The sequence below is a fragment of the Bradyrhizobium zhengyangense genome, from assembly GCF_022012555.1.
Taxonomy (GTDB): Bacteria; Pseudomonadota; Alphaproteobacteria; order Rhizobiales; family Xanthobacteraceae; genus Bradyrhizobium; species Bradyrhizobium zhengyangense.
The window spans coordinates 182,362-198,072 of record NZ_JAKLTZ010000011.1; the positions used below are offsets into that span (position 1 = coordinate 182,362).

General features: G+C 58.4%; 13 protein-coding genes and 1 pseudogene. 11 read left to right on the forward strand and 3 right to left on the reverse strand.

Annotation, left to right across the window (positions count from 1 at the left end; all coding sequences use genetic code 11):
* The first annotated feature begins 85 nt into the window (after positions 1-85).
* The 3 genes from L6639_RS31750 (at position 86) to L6639_RS31760 (ending at position 1,440) form a co-directional block, all read left to right on the forward strand.
* A complete protein-coding gene (locus L6639_RS31750; RefSeq protein ID WP_237865443.1) occupies positions 86-427 on the forward strand; it encodes a hypothetical protein in 342 nt (113 codons plus the stop codon).
* Positions 428-473: 46 nt separating this feature from the next.
* Positions 474-878: a hypothetical protein gene (locus L6639_RS31755; protein WP_237865444.1), complete on the forward strand. Its 405-nt coding sequence runs from the start codon at positions 474-476 to the stop codon at positions 876-878.
* Positions 879-1,173: 295 nt separating this feature from the next.
* Positions 1,174-1,440, forward strand: a complete 267-nt coding sequence (locus L6639_RS31760; RefSeq protein ID WP_237865446.1) for a hypothetical protein — start codon at positions 1,174-1,176, stop codon at positions 1,438-1,440.
* 311 nt (positions 1,441-1,751) lie between these two features.
* Here the strand turns inward: L6639_RS31760 and L6639_RS31765 are convergent.
* The 3 genes and pseudogenes from L6639_RS31765 to L6639_RS31775 all read right to left on the reverse strand — a co-directional run.
* Positions 1,752-2,376, reverse strand: a pseudogene (locus L6639_RS31765) (IS630 family transposase); the annotation flags it as partial.
* Positions 2,377-2,951: 575 nt separating this feature from the next.
* Positions 2,952-3,284, reverse strand: coding sequence for an H-NS histone family protein (locus tag L6639_RS31770; RefSeq protein ID WP_237865448.1), 333 nt, complete (start codon positions 3,282-3,284; stop codon positions 2,952-2,954).
* A 939-nt stretch (positions 3,285-4,223) separates the two neighbouring features.
* Positions 4,224-6,218 (reverse strand): glycosyl hydrolase family 28-related protein, encoded by a 1,995-nt coding sequence (locus tag L6639_RS31775; RefSeq protein WP_237865450.1) that lies wholly within the window; start codon positions 6,216-6,218, stop codon positions 4,224-4,226.
* A gap of 291 nt (positions 6,219-6,509) precedes the next feature.
* Between L6639_RS31775 and L6639_RS31780 the strand changes: the two genes are divergently transcribed.
* The 8 genes from L6639_RS31780 (at position 6,510) to L6639_RS31815 (ending at position 15,711) form a co-directional block, all read left to right on the forward strand.
* Positions 6,510-6,872 carry a helix-turn-helix domain-containing protein gene (locus tag L6639_RS31780; RefSeq protein WP_237865451.1) on the forward strand — a complete coding sequence of 121 codons (363 nt, stop codon included), beginning with the start codon at positions 6,510-6,512 and terminating at the stop codon, positions 6,870-6,872.
* 140 nt (positions 6,873-7,012) lie between these two features.
* Positions 7,013-7,618, forward strand: a complete 606-nt coding sequence (locus L6639_RS31785) for a transglutaminase-like cysteine peptidase (protein WP_237865452.1) — start codon at positions 7,013-7,015, stop codon at positions 7,616-7,618.
* Between the two features lie 431 nt (positions 7,619-8,049).
* A complete protein-coding gene (locus L6639_RS31790) occupies positions 8,050-9,246 on the forward strand; it encodes a polysaccharide biosynthesis/export family protein (RefSeq protein ID WP_237865454.1) in 1,197 nt (398 codons plus the stop codon).
* Positions 9,247-9,297: 51 nt separating this feature from the next.
* Entirely contained in the window at positions 9,298-10,716 is a 1,419-nt protein-coding gene (locus L6639_RS43350; protein ID WP_237865456.1) for an O-antigen ligase family protein, read from the forward strand.
* Between the two features lie 103 nt (positions 10,717-10,819).
* Positions 10,820-11,467, forward strand: a complete 648-nt coding sequence (locus tag L6639_RS31800) for a hypothetical protein (RefSeq protein WP_237865457.1) — start codon at positions 10,820-10,822, stop codon at positions 11,465-11,467.
* 77 nt (positions 11,468-11,544) lie between these two features.
* Entirely contained in the window at positions 11,545-13,812 is a 2,268-nt protein-coding gene (locus tag L6639_RS31805; RefSeq protein ID WP_237865460.1) for a polysaccharide biosynthesis tyrosine autokinase, read from the forward strand.
* A 19-nt stretch (positions 13,813-13,831) separates the two neighbouring features.
* Positions 13,832-14,569: a hypothetical protein gene (locus tag L6639_RS31810; RefSeq protein ID WP_237865462.1), complete on the forward strand. Its 738-nt coding sequence runs from the start codon at positions 13,832-13,834 to the stop codon at positions 14,567-14,569.
* Positions 14,557-15,711 (forward strand): glycosyltransferase family 4 protein, encoded by a 1,155-nt coding sequence (locus tag L6639_RS31815; protein ID WP_237865464.1) that lies wholly within the window; start codon positions 14,557-14,559, stop codon positions 15,709-15,711. The genes L6639_RS31810 and L6639_RS31815 overlap by 13 nt, the downstream gene beginning before the upstream one ends.

Sequence of the window (15,711 nt, forward strand, 5' to 3'; positions counted from 1 at the left end):
AACACGCTTGCAGCGGCTTCGCCGGACGTCCTATAATTCAGCATATTTTGAGTTTTGTACGGCTTCGACCATTTGAAGCGCTGCCATGTCGGGTCGCGTCAAGGCGAATTCCAGAGCCGCGTTTTTGGAAGCCGGAATCTTGAGGGCCAAAATGCTTGTTCATTGGAACGCCGGACCACGTCGATATTTTGTCAATGCCGATGGACATCGGGTCCTCATCGGCCTTTCGCGCGAGGAAACCGCAGAATTCGAAATGCTCGACGATCCTCTTTCTCGGGCGGAGGAAGGGAGCGCAATCGGAGGCACCGGTTCGAACCATGTGGACGTCGAGCGATGGTCCGAACTGTATACCAGGCATGAAGATGCTTGGCGCGTCTGGATCGCGCGGAGCCGCACTGAACCGGTTTCCAGTTTAGCCCTTTATTAACCATGGCGGGTCGATCTTGGGCCAGGGCACAAACAGGATATGCCAGATGTTTCAGCTTCTTCTGAAAGCCCGAGCAAGCAATCCGCTCGCACAGAAAAAGCGCTTCCGAGCGCGTTCGGCCGAACGCGATGCAGAGACAGATCGCGCGCGTGTTGCCTCGATCATGACGGCGATTGACGGGGCTCTGCAGGCCGCCGAAACCGAGCAGGCGGGACTGAGCAGTCGCGTGGAAGATGCGCTCGCACGCGCGGCCGTGACATTCGGCAATGGCGACGATGAATATCTGGAGCGGGAAGCGCTGGACAATCATCATCAGGACCTGTTTGCCGCCGAAATCTCCAATGGTCAGAGGCGGCTCAAGGAACTTGCCGCGTCTGTCGCTCATCTGAAATTTGTCAAATCCGCAATGCTGACGCGTTTTGCTGGCCATTTCAGCCAGTCGGACAATTGACCGCTCGTGGTCCTGATCATAGCGTCGTTGTCATTGCTGGCTTTCGGGCAGCAAAGTAGATTGCGGCTAGTCCGCTCATGCGATTGCTAGTCATAGGCGCTTGTTCGGCTGGTCAAGCCTGTGACGATCGCCCCCATGCGCGCGGAGCCAAGCTCGGACAGAGGACATGTCTTTTCGCCTGTGGGTGCAAGTTGGAACAACGACTCTGTCCTTGGCGCTGAGCGGGCCGGCGTGTCTTGCAGAACAAACGGCTGGGTCCGGGACAGGAGGGCCAGCGGGCGAGACGTCGACTGAAATGTCCCGTGAAGAATGGAAAATGCGGATCGATGAAGCTCGTCGACGGATTGCTGCCGAACGTCGCGAGCGACGTCTCGGGTTGCCGGCTCCCGCCGAACAGGATCTGGCGAAAATAGCCGCTGAGCACGCCCTGGAGCGGGCCATGAATGACCCGACCCTCGAGCCGGGCGACATCGTGTCTACAAGCAAGGGATTTCTCGTCTTTAAGCGGCGAATGGGTCCTGAGTTAGAGCGCAACGAGTTCGTTCCACTCATTCCGCGCTGACGCGCAGGCGTTTCAACCGAGATCGCGCCAGCCGGGCGGGGTCTTTGCGCTCGAGCAATCAACAGAGCAAGGCTGTCGGGGAACGTACCGGGGCGTCTGTCACGTGTTCGCAACCAGAAGACAGAGAGCCCGCGGCCTCGGTCGATCAACCGCGGCAAGCAAGGGGGCGGTGCCATCTGCCGGTGATGCGGTGCCATCGCAAGTTATCATGGCTCAAGGACGGCTGCACCTTTCCCAGGGAGCCGCTACATCGATCCTGCGGTGTTACGACCGCGCTCCGAAGTCATCTCAGCAAACTTGGGAGCCCTCTAGAAGCATTCACCGTTGATTGGGCCGTCGAAGACGCAGGGTGCCGTGAGTTGGTCATGGCGGAGCGCGCCGAGGAATGTGAGGGTACGCCAGTGACCGTGCGGAGCGAAGCCGCGCAGGCGGGCCCCTTTGGGTCCCCAGCCTCGCAAAGGGGTCATGTTGGTCTTGATCCAGGTCTCATCGATGAAGACGAGCCGGCCCGGATCGAGCCCGGCCTGCCAGGATCGCCAACGCAAGCGCCTACGAGAGACGTCGGCGCGAGCCTGTTCGAGGGCGAACAGTGTTTTTTTTGAACCGCAGCCCTTCCCGGCGCAGGAACAGCCAGACCGCATTGTGTGAGACCTTGACCCCGCGGGCTGCCAGTTCCGCCTTCAGACCATGCAGCGTCAGGTGCGGCGTCTCGGTGATCCGCTCGACGATGAAGGCGCGGTGCGGATCAAGCACAGGCTTACGGTGGCCACCCATCTTGCCGGGCGCTACCGAGCCGGTCGTTCGATAACGCTGTGACCACTTCACAACTGACGAGACCGCAACGCCAAACCGTTCCGCCACAGATCGGCAGCTCTCACCTTTGGAAACGGCGGATACCGCGCGCTTGCGTAAATCGTTGGAAATTGGTCGGACCATCGGATGCTGGCCTCCAGCCCAGCCAGCATCTTGAATCATATTCGCCCCAGCTCCGGAATCCCTTCCGATTCAATAAATCTGTGAACCGCTCTAGTACCGGGCAGGGGCTGCGCAACTGGGTTCCTCTCACCGCAGCGGCCATTGCCGTGGAATCCGGATCAGTCTCCAGAGAGATCGTGCCTTCTCGTGCGGGCGATTTTTCGGCGCCGCATCGAAATGAGCGCACGGATGGCGTAGCCGACGAACACGCCGGCGACAAAGACGGACCACAGGAGGGCGATTGGATAAGTGGCGATTAGATACGGCATGGCCTCGAGCCGAAAATGCACACGGTGAGAATGAGCACGCCAATCCTAACCATGATTTAATCGGCTTGCAGGAACTGAAGTTCAGATCGGGACCTATCGCCGCAAACGTTCGGTGCGGAAATGTCCGGCCTGTGATCTTGCCGATGAGCCAGGCGGCTTATCTCGGCGGGCGCCGCAATCGCCTGGAAAAAAAACTCAGTGGGGCCAACGAGGACGTACCGTGTGCGAGATCGTTCCTGAGCGACGCGATCGAAGCGTCCACATCAATTATTCCTGGCGAAGTCCAGGTCCGCGAGCCTCCGAAATCAAAAATTCTTCCAAATGCGCGCCAGCCTGGAGCTTGGCAGCTATCCAGCGCGGTTGCCTCCCCCGTCCTGACCACACCTCGCTCGGGTTATTCGGGTTCTGATATTTGGGAAGCACGGCGGGGTAGGGGCGGCGATCTGGTCTCCAAGCCTGGCTCGGTTCTTCAATCGCGCGAAGCCTTTGCTCGAGCTTGAGCTTTTCCGCCTCGATCATCTGAGCGAGCTTCTTCGTCAACTCCTGATGGATGACCCATAGCTCATCGACGGACATCGATTCAAAGTCACATACCTCCATGGCGAGCCCCTTGATCCGGTGATTCGCAAATCATGGGATAAGAAGTGGCGCGGCGAGGGAATATATCACTCTACCCACAGGTATTTACTATGTGCGCCGCAACGCCCCAGCTGTGCGCAGGACCCTCGCTAGGCAGTTTGTGCCAGGACCTTCGCGCTGTGTGCCCTAAATGGAGATACTTTGCGCGTCCGCCCCGGCATGGGGCTCTATCGGCGAACGTCGGAAACGGTTGCGGACAGACAAGTCGCTCGTGACGACTCCGAAATATGCGGCAGTTCCAGGTTTAAGCTTTTGCGCCGACATCAATATTAACAAACGGGATTGCTTGCCGCCTTCAATAATCCCGGCCATCTATCTGAGCCATTGGCAAACTTCGTCAGCATCTTTCGCCACTAACCTACTTGCGTCAATTGGGCAGGCAAAAAGTTCATGATCAGGTATTCTTCCAGCTCTGTAACAAACTACCGAGCGCAGGCAACCAAGTCTCAGCAAGACTCTCTCGAAATCCAATATCGGGAATTGCTCGAACTGAGAGAGCGTGTCGAGAACGCCGAGGCAGCGCGACGCTCCAAGCCGCTCGCAAAGCCCTCCCGTCGCACGGTCAACTAGGAACTCGGGGTCATCTGCGAAAATTCGGAAAAGCCGAGCGTCAGGCGGGCACTGAAGTCAGATCTAGGTCTCTGTCCGATGAGGCCGGACACCGCGTCAGATTTGCGTGCGGAGTTGGACGATTGTTACCCGCTTGGTGGCATGGCGAAGTGATGGCTCATGGAGCGTGAAAACTGTCGCACCGATTATTCGGCGCGCGCGGCGCGATCCAGACTGACGAGTGCACGGTTGTTCTCGACCCACAGTTATATCTCGGCTGGGCAGGTGGTGCAGGGCGAACGATGAACACTTGGGGCAGCCAACGAGGCTGCTCTGGCTTAAGTGGTGCTCTTAGACAATACCCTCGATCGCTCGAAATGACATGCTGGCGCTTCCGACGTTAATCGCGCCGACCGAGCCGGCCGGCTTCTCGACCCATGCGAGCAGCTCGATTGCGTTCGGCTTCTGCGTCGCGAGCGAACCAGCGACGCCACTCCAGTTCGAGAGCATCGTATTGTTGATCATGATCGGTCCGCGGATGATGTATTTGTCTGGCCGGAGAAACGATGTGCCGACGAACTCAAGTTTGAGCATCAAGCGAATGTCCTGATATTGGCGCGGCGTGAGCGCCAACGTGGCGGCGACGGTTCCCATTGCCTTGAGCTGGACAAAAGCGGGAAACGGCAGCGGGTCGTACCAGGCGGACAATTCGATCAGGATCGAGTCCCCCCTGCAGATCGAGGGGGCGGATGGGATGGTCGTGGTGAGCTCTGGTATTGCTACTGGGCTCGACCAGGATGATTCCGGGGATCGCCTCGTTGTTGAAGGCAGTCGGCCGAAGATTCGCGCGCAGGACACAAGCCGGCTTTGGTCGAGCACTTCCTGTGAGGCTATGTGAGTATAATCGCAATTGCGTAAGACAACGCTGTGAAATTGATAAGGCTTGTCCGGGCGGATCGAGCCGGGAGGCGGATCCATCGTCACGCAGCCTGGTCCACTGACGCTGTCGAACAGAACATTGCGTTGATCACCCTTGTAGAACCATATCAGATTGTGCTCGCTTTGATCGGTCGCGCCACGGAGTGAGCAATGACGTATCGTTACGTTTTGAACCTGTCCGTCGTTGTAATCGTTGTGCAGAATAAATCCGTGGTGGAATCCGTTTGCAGGATCGAATGTTTCGATCGAGGTATTGGCAAGCGTTAACCCCAGATGGCCGAGCTGATATTCGCTCGGATCGGGTACAAAATAGTCGAGGACCTTGTCGATTGATCTTGCCGTGACTTCGATGTTCTCCAGCCGGTGGCCTCCGCTCATGATCTGCAACACGATGCCCACGTTGAGACCGGCAGCGGCCACCCGGATGTTTCGTATCAACGTTCGTCGTGAGAATTCCTGGCAGTAGAACAAGGGAAACTGCGTTCCAGGCTTCGAAGAGCCTGCCATGTAAACGTCGATGTCGTGAAAATTGGCGCGTACGGAGCCGGTTTCAACCTCGAACAACGAAGCTTGCGTTCCAGCTGCATTCCACAGAACCGTGGCATTGATATCGTGTGCTGCGCTTCGTGTGAACGCATTGAAGCAAGCGACGGCATTGCCGCGGGTCCAGCAGTTCCGAATGACACTCTTGTAGCTTCCTTGGATGAAGAGCGGATATCCATTGTCGCACTCGATCCGCAAATCATGGATGCTGTAGCCCTGCGCGATGTGCTTGGTGACGTTCGCGACGATCAGGCCTTTCCAGCCGTCATCGACCGGATCCTCGAGCAGGAGCCGGGCTCCGTCGACGCCGACGACACGGTTCATCTCAACGTAATAGGGCAGGATGTCGCCCGGTGTGACGATCGCGTTGACGGAACGCGCAATGACGATGTCGCCCGGCTTGAAATGCGCCGCATCGCGCGCATCTCGCAATTCGATGAATTGATCACCGGTCCCGATGTCGCTGATCGGCATGTATCTGTAGGAGTGGTAGGCTGTCCGTCCGAAGGCAGCACCTTGCGGGCTGATGAAGGCCGCGTTCGATCCAATGATGACTGAGCTGTGCCCGTCGCCATAGTACTCGACGTTGTTGCGGATTGAGATGTTCTTGGCGAATTCGGGGAGCCGATATCGGCCTGTCGGGAAATACAGCCGGCCGCCGCCCAGGCGCTCCAGATAAAGTCCGGCGGTCTCGATGGCTGCCCAATCATTAGCCACACCGTCGCCGATCGCACCGAAATCGCGTCGCACGTCGACCTGATGCGGAGAGGTTGTCGGCTGTGCGCGCGGTGGTGATTGGGCGAATGCATCGGATACGGCCAATAACGAAGCCGGACCGCCGGCCAGTAGGTCTCGTCGCCGCATGTGGTGCCCCGAAAGTCCCTGGTTTGTCCAGCCGGCGCACGGCCGGCGATCGCACGAAACTGTCCAATGCGTTTCGATTAATCAAGCTGTGAGCCAGCTGCGTTAAATCCCGCCAAGCCGCCCCTAGGCGGGCGAGCCAGGTATTGACCAGCAATTGGGGTGCGGTTCCTGCCGGGGTTCCCTTATGTTAACTTTGTTGAGTTATCGTTAGCGCATTGCCTGGATGGCTGATCGCTGCAGCGATCGTGCTGCACCGCCTCGAAGTTGCAGGCTCGATGACCTTCGAAATCGATGAAGAAGCATTCGAGACAGGAAATATTCCTCAAGCTCAGCCACGCTGACGCACTGGCTGAGGCGGGCAATTCCCAGGTCCAGATCAGCAAAGCGCTCGGTGTCAGCGTGATGACTTTGCATCGCTGGCGCAGGCTTCCGCGCCGGCCAGGGGAGTCCGCAAGCGGCGAGGGGGCGATCCATTTGGATCCTTTCGGGCCCGAAGGACAGTCGAGCGCGGAGCATATGCATCGCCTGGTCGAAGAGCTGACCGTGGAAAACAGGCGGCTCCGCAAGATCGTCACCGATCTTCTGCTCGAGAAGTTACAGCTGGAAGAGACCTCCTCCCCGGCGCGCGCTCATAAAGACGAGCGCGACAGCTGACAGCGGCTACTCGCCATTGGTTAACGAACCGTGGTGCAGACCTGCATAGTTTGAAGCAAGTCCGACAGTCCGCCCAAACGCGTTTCTAAATTGTCGCTGCTACTGCTGTCTCAGGGATCACTATGCTTGGGGAGCGCAGGATGTTGCGCAAATTCTTCATCTGCTTTGCGTTGCTGTTCGGTGTCGTTCTGTCCATCCAGGATACGCGAGCTGCAATGGTCGGTGCACCGATCAACCTGAAATACCAGATTGAGCGGATCAAGCTCGCAGGCGCTGTGCTGCCACCTATGGCTCACATCAATTTTTGCCTCCGCTATCCCTCAGATTGCAAAACGCACAAGCTCGTGTTCCGTGGCGGCGGTGTGAAGTTGACGCCGGAAAGGTACGCCGATCTCGTCAAGATTAACTCCGACGTCAACCGATCGATTAGGCCGGTTCGCAACGAGCGCGGCGTTGTCGGCGAAGAATGGATCGTTGCGCCTTCGCAAGGGGACTGCAACGACTACGCCGTCACCAAGCGCCATGCGCTGCTTGAGAAGGGGTGGCCGGCGCGTGCCTTGCTGCTGGCGGAGGTTGTGACCAATTGGGGCGAGCATCATCTTGTTCTCGTGGTCAGGACACGCTCGGGCGACGTTGTCGTCGACAATCTCAATGCAAATGTCCGGCCGTGGTCGAAGACCAACTATCAGTGGGTCAGGATGCAATCCCCGCAAAACCCGCAGTTCTGGTCTAAGGTCGCGGTCTAAGCCTCGTTGGTCGGTGGTTCGGGTCGCCGGGCTTCGGCGTGCACCGGACCGGGGTTAGACAGCGCTGCGCATCAAAGGGTGCGCGTCGCTCAAGCGGGCCGATCCGCGATATTGGTGATCCCCGGCAGTCTGGCCGGACCAATTTCGTTCCGGCGAGCCAATACGGCCAGAGTCGCAAACGAAGGGAGCGCGGCAAAGGGCGCTCGAGAGCCTCGTTAACCGAGCGCTAACGATAAACCCACACGCCTTGCGGACTCGCGCATCGCCGCCGCGCTGACTGCGGAATTACGGAAGCAATTCGAGCAAGTTGACTAAATGTTGCGTCGTTGCAACAGTCAGCACCAACGTTCCATTGCCAATAATAGTTAGCGATTGCGGTGCTACCCTGACCCTGCCTGCCGTGATACGGCAAGGTTGGGGTTGGAGGTAGGATGCAGTTCCGCAATATCGCGCGCCTGAGCTTGGTTGCATTGGCGACATTCTTGTCGGCGGGCTGCTCGATGATGCCGGCAAGTGGCCCCCAGGGCGATGCGGTTCGTGCATCGGAAGCCGGAAGTCCGGAAAGCCTGCCATACGCCCTGGTGAAGGTAACCCCCGACGTTGAGGCGGTGCTGGCCTCGTTCTCGCCGCGCTTGTCCAACCAGGCGACCAAAGCGTTCCGCTCTGACCCAACCGAGATTCGTTTCGGAGTGGGTGACGTCGTTAGCGTCACGATCTTCGAGGCCGCGGCTGGAGGATTGTTCATTCCGCTGGAAGCGGGTGTGCGCCCCGGCAATTTCGTGACCATTCCGAACCAGAACGTGGATCACAACGGCTTTATATCCGTACCTTACGCCGGTGCAGTCCGCGCCAAGGGGAGGACGCCCGCGGAGGTGCAGCAGGCCATCGTCGATGCACTCAAGAACAGGGCCATTGAACCTCAGGCGGTGGTGACCTTGATCGATCAGCGCACCTCGCTGATCAGCGTACTGGGTGAAGTCAATTCACCTTCTCGCTTTCCCGCCAATGCGGCCGGCGAGCGCATTTTAGATGCGATTACCCGCGCTGGCGGTCCGAAAGGGCAGGGATTTGACACCTGGGTGATGCTGGAACGCGGCGGCCGGCGCACAACTGTGCCGTTCGGGCAGTTGGTCTACGAGCCGGTCAACAACATTTTCGTGCAACCGAATGACACGATCTATGTCTATCGCGAGCCGCAGAACTTCGTCGCTTTTGGCGCATCGGGCTCGCAGGGGCAGTTCAATTTCGACGCTTGGCGAATTTCCCTCGCCGAAGGCGTCGCAAAGGCTGGCGGCTTGAACGACAGTTCGGCCGATCCGGCCTCCGTGTTTCTTTACCGCGGCGAGATGCGCGAGGTCGCCGAGCGCCTCGGGGTCGATACACGACGGTTTCCAGGCGACATCGTCCCGGTCATCTACAACGTAAATTTCCGCGACCCAAGCGGCTTCTTTCTTGCAACAAAATTCCAGATGCGGGCAAAAGACGTCGTTTTCATCTCCAATGCTTCATCGGTCGAGGCTGCGAAGGTGATGCAGTTCATCCGGCTGGTCACGGCAACCGTCAACGATCCGATCGTCGCCGCCCAGAATGCTGTGCTACTTCGGACGGCAATCAAGACATCACCTTGACGCCGGTTGTAATCCGGGCCGGGCGCCCGCGGCTGATGGCGGGCTGGGCACGTGAGCATCTCGGCTGAGGCAAGGACCGAAGTTCGGCGCACGCAAGACAACCGGCTTGCAACTGTCCTGCTTGGCGCGACAATCGCCCTCGCGCCACTTCCCTACGGGGCCAGTGATCCCAGTGCGGTCAGTGCCGTCGTTGCCGGTATTGGGCTCGCCCTGTTGTGCGTGCGGCCTCGACTGCGAGCGCCTCAGGATCTGGGCGTCCTTGCGTTTCTCGCACTTATTGGGCTTGGGTATGGACTGGTGCTGCATGAGCAACTCAGCGCCAATCCCTGGTTTCAAAGTCTGCCCGACATGGCATGGCTCCGATCATCCGCCCTGCTGGGTAACCCGAGCGAGGCCTTCTCGGCTGTGCGGGATCAGCCTATCTTTGCGCTCGGCAACACCTTGGCTTGCACCGGTGCCTTGTTGTGCTCCTACCTGGTTTGTATGGACAGGCAGAATGCCGAGAACCTGTTCAAGGTTGTCGCATGGGCAGGTGTGGCCTACGCGGTCTTCGGCATTGCCAGCTATATTGTCACGCCAGAAATGGTGTTGTGGCGGGAGAAGGTGCTGTTTCGGTCGGTGTTGAGCGGCACCTTTCCAAACCGCAACACGGCAGCGATCTATTTCGGGATCTGCTCGGTTCTTTGGGCGTTGCGCTTGTCTCGCAGGCTGCTCGATCAGCGCGTCTTTCGGCAAGGCCGCTGGCGGGTTGCAAATCTGTCGTGGGATGTCGGACTTGGATTATCCTGTGGCAGCTTCCTGCTGTGCTTTCTCGCGATGATGTTGACCGGCTCAAGGGCCGGAATCGCGATCTCCCTGATCGGAATATGCGCCGCGATCGCGATCCTGTTTAATCGAGAAATCCGCTCTCGACCGGCCGCATTATGGTTGCTTTTGCCGCTTCTTGGAGGCGCTGCGCTGTCTTTCCTCGTGCTTGGCGGCCAAGTCGGTGAACGGCTCGGCAAGTTCGGCCTGAGCGGCGGTGGTCGATGGGAAGCCTATACTTCGACCTGGCAAATCGTCTCCGAGCATCCCTATTTCGGGACGGGGCTGGGCACGTTTGTATCAGTTTTCCCGCGTTTCCGAAGCGGCGATGTTTCGATCTGGGGGGTCTGGGACCGCGCCCATAACACGCTCCTCGAACTTGCTTCCGAGATCGGGATTCCGCTCGCCACACTGGTGGGATTCAGTTGGATTTTGGCGCTTCTAGCATTGTTGTTGGGTTCGCTGCGGCGACAAAAGGGGGCAATCTTTCCGCTTGCCGGCCTGGTCTGCGGCGCCATGGCGGTGTCGCATTCAATGGTCGATTTTTCGCTGCAGGTGCCTGGTCTGGCCGTGACGGTCATGGCCCTTGTCGGGATGGGGCTTGCCCAGCGGGACCCACGTCCACCGGCAAAGCACGTCAAGGGGGCGACACAGTGTAAAGGTTAATCCGCTGATAGGATGTTTCCAAAGGCCGCAAAAGGGCCATTTGCCTTGGCGGGCCAGCTGCCAGCATGTTATGTATGTTATTAATATTTAATAGAGGTTGAATATGATCTCCTTCGCTGGGTTTTCTTCGCGACGCCTGATCGCGGCGCTGGCGGTTTCGGCATCCTGTGCCTTGTTTGTGCCTGTGGAAGCGCTTGCTCAGCAAGGTCAGCAGCAGCAGCAGGGCCTGGTTCAACAGTTCAACGCCAATCCGCAGCAGATCTTGCAGCAATTCCCGAACGGAGGCGCGGCCATGATCTCGCAGTTACGCGAGATTGCGATCGCAGATCCCAAGTCCCTTGACACGATCATGGGGCTTATCCCCAACGCCAGCAAGGACCAGAAGGCTGCTATCGGCTCGGCGCTTGGCCAGGCCGCAAAGGTGGTCGTGAAGACCGACCAAGCCTATGCCAATGAGATACTTCAGGCGATTGCCAAGACCAAGGATCAGGATGTCTTCCTGGCTTATTCTGGCGTTGCGCCTGACCAGGGAACGGCCGCAACGGGCGGCGGTGGTGCAGGTGGCGGTGGTGGCGGCGGCGTTGGTGGCCAGACGAACGCACTTGCCGGTACGCCAAGCGGCTCGGGTGGGCCCCAAGCGATTGGCGGAGGCAGCACGCCAACCGGGAACTTCAGCTATACTTCCAGTGTCTCTGGCGGTGGGGCGGCGTCGGGAACGACGACGCTACTTGCAACTGGTACCAGTCAATAGACAAGGTCGGACCGATCAATCGTGACGATCCGATGCCACGACTGAGAAGCCAAGTCTTCTTCGAATAGCGGATACCCATGAACGTACTTCCCAGCCTTGATCGGGCAGTGGCCTACGCCGGGGCGGCGACGCACCAGGTCACCTCGTCCACGGAAGCGGTTCAGGGTCTCCTCAGTTTTCTGCACCGGCAATACCGTCTCATCCTGGCGATTGTCGCAGCGAGCCTTTGCTTGGGTCTGCTTTACATGATTGCCACGCCGGCGAGCTATACGGCGACGGCTACTTTGATCATCGACACGCGCAAAAATCAGCTGTTTCAGCAGCAGTCGGTCCTGGGAGACATTCCAATCGACAGCGCGGCGGTTGAAAGCCAGGTGCAAATTCTCAAGTCGGAAACGATCGCGCTCGCTGTCATCAAGGATCTTCATTTGACGGAAGATCCCGAGTTTGGCGGAAGGTCGGGACTGCTCGGCATGATTTCGGGGGGCATTGCATGGTTGTTTACCGGCGATGCAGGTCGCTCTGACTTTGAAACCCTGCGAAGAACGGCCGATGCGTTCTCAAAGCACCTGACGGTACGTCGGGTAGGTCTCACCTATATCATCGAGATCAGCTTTACTTCGCTCTCTTCGGATCGGGCTGCCCAGATCGCAAATGCGGTCGCGGAAGCTTACGTCGTTGACCAACTCGACTCCAAATATAAGGCGACAAAACGAGCGAGTGTCTGGCTGCAGGACCGTATCAAGGAGCTTCGCGACCAGGCATCTGCTGCCGAACGGGCTGTGGTCGCATTCAAGACGAACAACAACATCGTGGAGTCAGGCGGCCGCCTGATGAATGAGCAACAGCTTGCCGAACTCAATAGCCAGCTCGTTGTTGCTCGAACGCAGGTCTCTGAAGCAAAGGCACGTTTGGATCGTATTCAGGCCGTTCTCCAGACGGACACACCGGAGTCGACGGCCGATGGGACTGTCGCCGACACCTTGAACAATCAGGTCGTTACCAAGCTGCGATCGCAATATCTCGAGCTGGCTACGCGCGAGGCGGATTGGTCAGCGCGCTATGGGCGCAACCATCTTGCGGCTGTCAATTTGCGCAATCAGATGCAGGGTATCCGCAATTCCATTGTGGATGAACTTCGCCGTTTGGCGGAGTCTTACAAGAGCGATCTCGAAATCGCGACGCAGCGCGAGGGGAGCATTCAGAAGCAGCTGTCGCTTGCTGTAACGGAGTCCCAGGCGACCAATCAGGCCCAAGTGTCGCTGCGCGACCTCGAGAGTTCATCGCAGACATATCGAGCGCTGTATGACAATTTCCTGCAGCGCTATATGGAATCGGTACAGCAACAGTCATTTCCGATTACCGAAGCGCGAGTTATTACGCAGGCTTCCCGCCCGCTAAAGCCAAGCGCGCCAAAGCTCAGCTTCGTGATGCCGATCGCGGCTTTTGCAGGTCTTTTCCTCGGGCTCGCCATTGCTCGGTTTCGTGATCTATCGGAGAACGTATTCAGGACCACGGACGAGGTCAGGGAAGTCCTCAAGACCGATTGCCTTGCGATCTTGCCGCGGATCGAGGCGCAAAAAGGACCTCCGCCGGTTGCCGCGGTGGTCGAGGGTCCCCGTTCAATTGCTTTGAATGGCGGTCTCTATTGGCACGTGGTCAACGAGCCATTTTCCCGATACGCCGAAGCCATGCGCTCTATCAAGGTCGCAGCCGACTTTGCACTACGGTCGGGGACCAGCAAGGTTATCGGCTTTACCTCTTCGCTCCCAAATGAGGGCAAGTCGACCGTCGCTACCGGCTTTGCTGAGCTGCTTGCTCAAAGCGGCGCCCGTGTAATTCTGGTTGATGGTGATCTGCGTAATCCGACCCTGACGCGCGGTCTCGCGCCCGATGCGCGTTGCGGCCTGCTCGAAGTCATGGCTGGTCGCGACGAACTTTCGCACGTCGTGTGGCAGGAGGGGAATACGGGTCTACAATTCCTGCCTGCAGTCGTTGCCGCGCGCACAGCGCACACGAGCGAACTCCTGGCGTCTCAAGCGATGAAGGCGCTGATCGACGACTTGCGAAGGCGCTATGATTACGTGGTTGTCGACCTGTCGCCGCTCGCGCCAGTGGTGGACGTCAGGACGACAACCGATATTATCGATTCTTACGTTTTCGTCGTCGAGTGGGGGCGTACGAAGATCGATATCGTGCAGCATGCGCTGGATGGTGCACGTGGCTTGAGAGAAAATATCCTTGGAGTGGTGCTGAATAAAGCCGATCTCAAGCTAATGTCGCGATATGGCCACCACGACTACTACAGGAACGACTATTACAATCGCTACGGCTATTCTGAGTAGAGGCAAATCGAGCGCTCTGTTGCGTGCGGCGGTCGTTTGCTGTGGTTGTCTGCTGGCGGGTTGGGCTGCCGCGACCCTTCCCATATTCAGGCAAACCGAAGGCGCCGATCGGGCTGCTGCGGCTATACTCACAGGTCGAAGCTTCCCGACCGATCTCGTCACGCGCTACCTCGACGATACGAAGGACGCTGACGTCTTCGGCTTTTGCAGGGCGACCGTCAGACGCTCGCGGGCGGTGCTGGCGCTCTATCTCTATGAGGAAGCATTTGCCTCCGGACGGCCAGACCTCATCGATACAAGGCTGCAAAATCTCCGAGGCAGCGTGAAGGCGGCGCTGCACTGTGCTCCGGCGGACGCTTACCTCTGGCTGTTGCTATTCTCGATCGAGAATGAAACCGGGGGTTTTAAGGCGGACAACCTTGCTTATCTACGGATGTCGTATTTGATGGGTCCGCATGAGGGGTGGATCGCGATCAAGCGCAATCCGGTGGCCCTTGCGATGTTGCCGGGACTTGATCCGACCCTGGCGCAGACCGTTGTGGATGAATTTGCTGAACTGATCCAGAACGGTCTCTATGAGGAATCTTCGGCGATCTTTGCTGGCGTCAACCCGATCGTGCGGGATCGACTTCTAACGCGGATCGCAGAAATTCCACGGCCGAGCCGTGAACGCTTTGCCAAGGCGCTCAGTGCGAAGCTCCCCGCGGTCACCGTACCGGGTATCGATCGGGAAGACGATCGTCCATGGAAGCAGTGATGCTGAAAACTTGCAAGCGGCCACGCATCTTGACCGTCGCCCACAGGTTTTCCCTGGGGTTCGGCGGGATTCCTGAGAGCCTGTTGCTGCTCGCACGCGAACTGGAAATGCTCGGCGTGCAATTGGACGTGCTAAGCAAGGATGGCTTCGTCGAGGCTGCGGGACGCCTTGATCGACTTCCCATGCAAAGCGCTACTCAAGCCGGACCTGCTTTGAACGACAGAGTTGAGCTTGATAGCTACGCTTGCGTGTTCATAGCCGGGGCATGGAATCCGATGGGTTGGTGGATTGCAACCCGGGCACGCCGCAGAGGCGTGCGAGTTGTCTACACCCCCAAGGGAAACCTGGCCTCGGCGGAATTTAAACGCCTGCGCGACATCAAGAAATTTCCCTATCTTCTGTCAATTGAACTCAGTTTACTGGCGATGAGCCAACGGATTATTTTTTCGTCCGCGTTGGAGGCCCGGAGTTCGCTTCTGGCAGGTTTGTTTCGCAATAAGTCGATTGTGTTGCCCGAGCCATTCGTCGGTCCCGCGTTGGCCGGTTCTCGATCCCGGAGGCCCGGGCCGATCCGATTCGGTTTCATGGCCGAAATAGCACCCCGAAAGGGACTAGCTGAACTGACGCGTGCCTTTGTGGACTGGCAAGCGACCGGGAGTGCCCCGCCGGCCGAGCTCCACATTGCTGGCGCGGCGCGCCCCGGCTCTGAAAGGTATTATGATAAGGTCAGAACATCCGCGGCTGCAATTCCAACGCGGGTTTTCTTCCACGGAGCCTTGAGAGGAACTCGTCGGGACGACTTCTACGAGGATGTCGACTACTTCGTTTGCCCGACCCGCTTTGAGTCCTTCGGGCTTACGCCGCTGGAGGCGCTATGGCATGGCAAACCCGTTATGGTTACTAACAAACTCGGCGTACTGGAATTTATTTCCGAAGACCGATCCGTTATAAATTTAGGGGCTGGAGATAAAGCGGATATTCTCGCGGCGTTCGCTACGGCAGTGAGAGACTGGACCGACTTTTCAACGGCAGCTGACGGATGGCGGGGGCGCCCGCTGACAGCTGTTTCGAACGATCATTTGGCGCGCGAGTTCGCCCGCGAGCTTGGAGTTGGACCGACAATGTGGACTGAGGGGAGCTAG

Excerpts from the sequence above, each read along its gene's own strand:
- L6639_RS31750 (WP_237865443.1), top strand. The coding sequence starts at position 86 with ATGTCGGGTCGCGTCAAGGCGAATTCCAGAGCCGCGTTTTTGGAAGCC.
- L6639_RS31755 (WP_237865444.1), top strand. The coding sequence starts at position 474 with ATGTTTCAGCTTCTTCTGAAAGCCCGAGCAAGCAATCCGCTCGCACAG.
- L6639_RS31760 (WP_237865446.1), top strand. The coding sequence starts at position 1,174 with ATGTCCCGTGAAGAATGGAAAATGCGGATCGATGAAGCTCGTCGACGG.
- L6639_RS31770 (WP_237865448.1), bottom strand. The coding sequence starts at position 3,284 with ATGGAGGTATGTGACTTTGAATCGATGTCCGTCGATGAGCTATGGGTC.
- L6639_RS31775 (WP_237865450.1), bottom strand. The coding sequence starts at position 6,218 with ATGCGGCGACGAGACCTACTGGCCGGCGGTCCGGCTTCGTTATTGGCC.
- L6639_RS31780 (WP_237865451.1), top strand. The coding sequence starts at position 6,510 with ATGAAGAAGCATTCGAGACAGGAAATATTCCTCAAGCTCAGCCACGCT.
- L6639_RS31785 (WP_237865452.1), top strand. The coding sequence starts at position 7,013 with ATGTTGCGCAAATTCTTCATCTGCTTTGCGTTGCTGTTCGGTGTCGTT.
- L6639_RS31790 (WP_237865454.1), top strand. The coding sequence starts at position 8,050 with ATGCAGTTCCGCAATATCGCGCGCCTGAGCTTGGTTGCATTGGCGACA.
- L6639_RS31800 (WP_237865457.1), top strand. The coding sequence starts at position 10,820 with ATGATCTCCTTCGCTGGGTTTTCTTCGCGACGCCTGATCGCGGCGCTG.
- L6639_RS31805 (WP_237865460.1), top strand. The coding sequence starts at position 11,545 with ATGAACGTACTTCCCAGCCTTGATCGGGCAGTGGCCTACGCCGGGGCG.
- L6639_RS31815 (WP_237865464.1), top strand. The coding sequence starts at position 14,557 with ATGGAAGCAGTGATGCTGAAAACTTGCAAGCGGCCACGCATCTTGACC.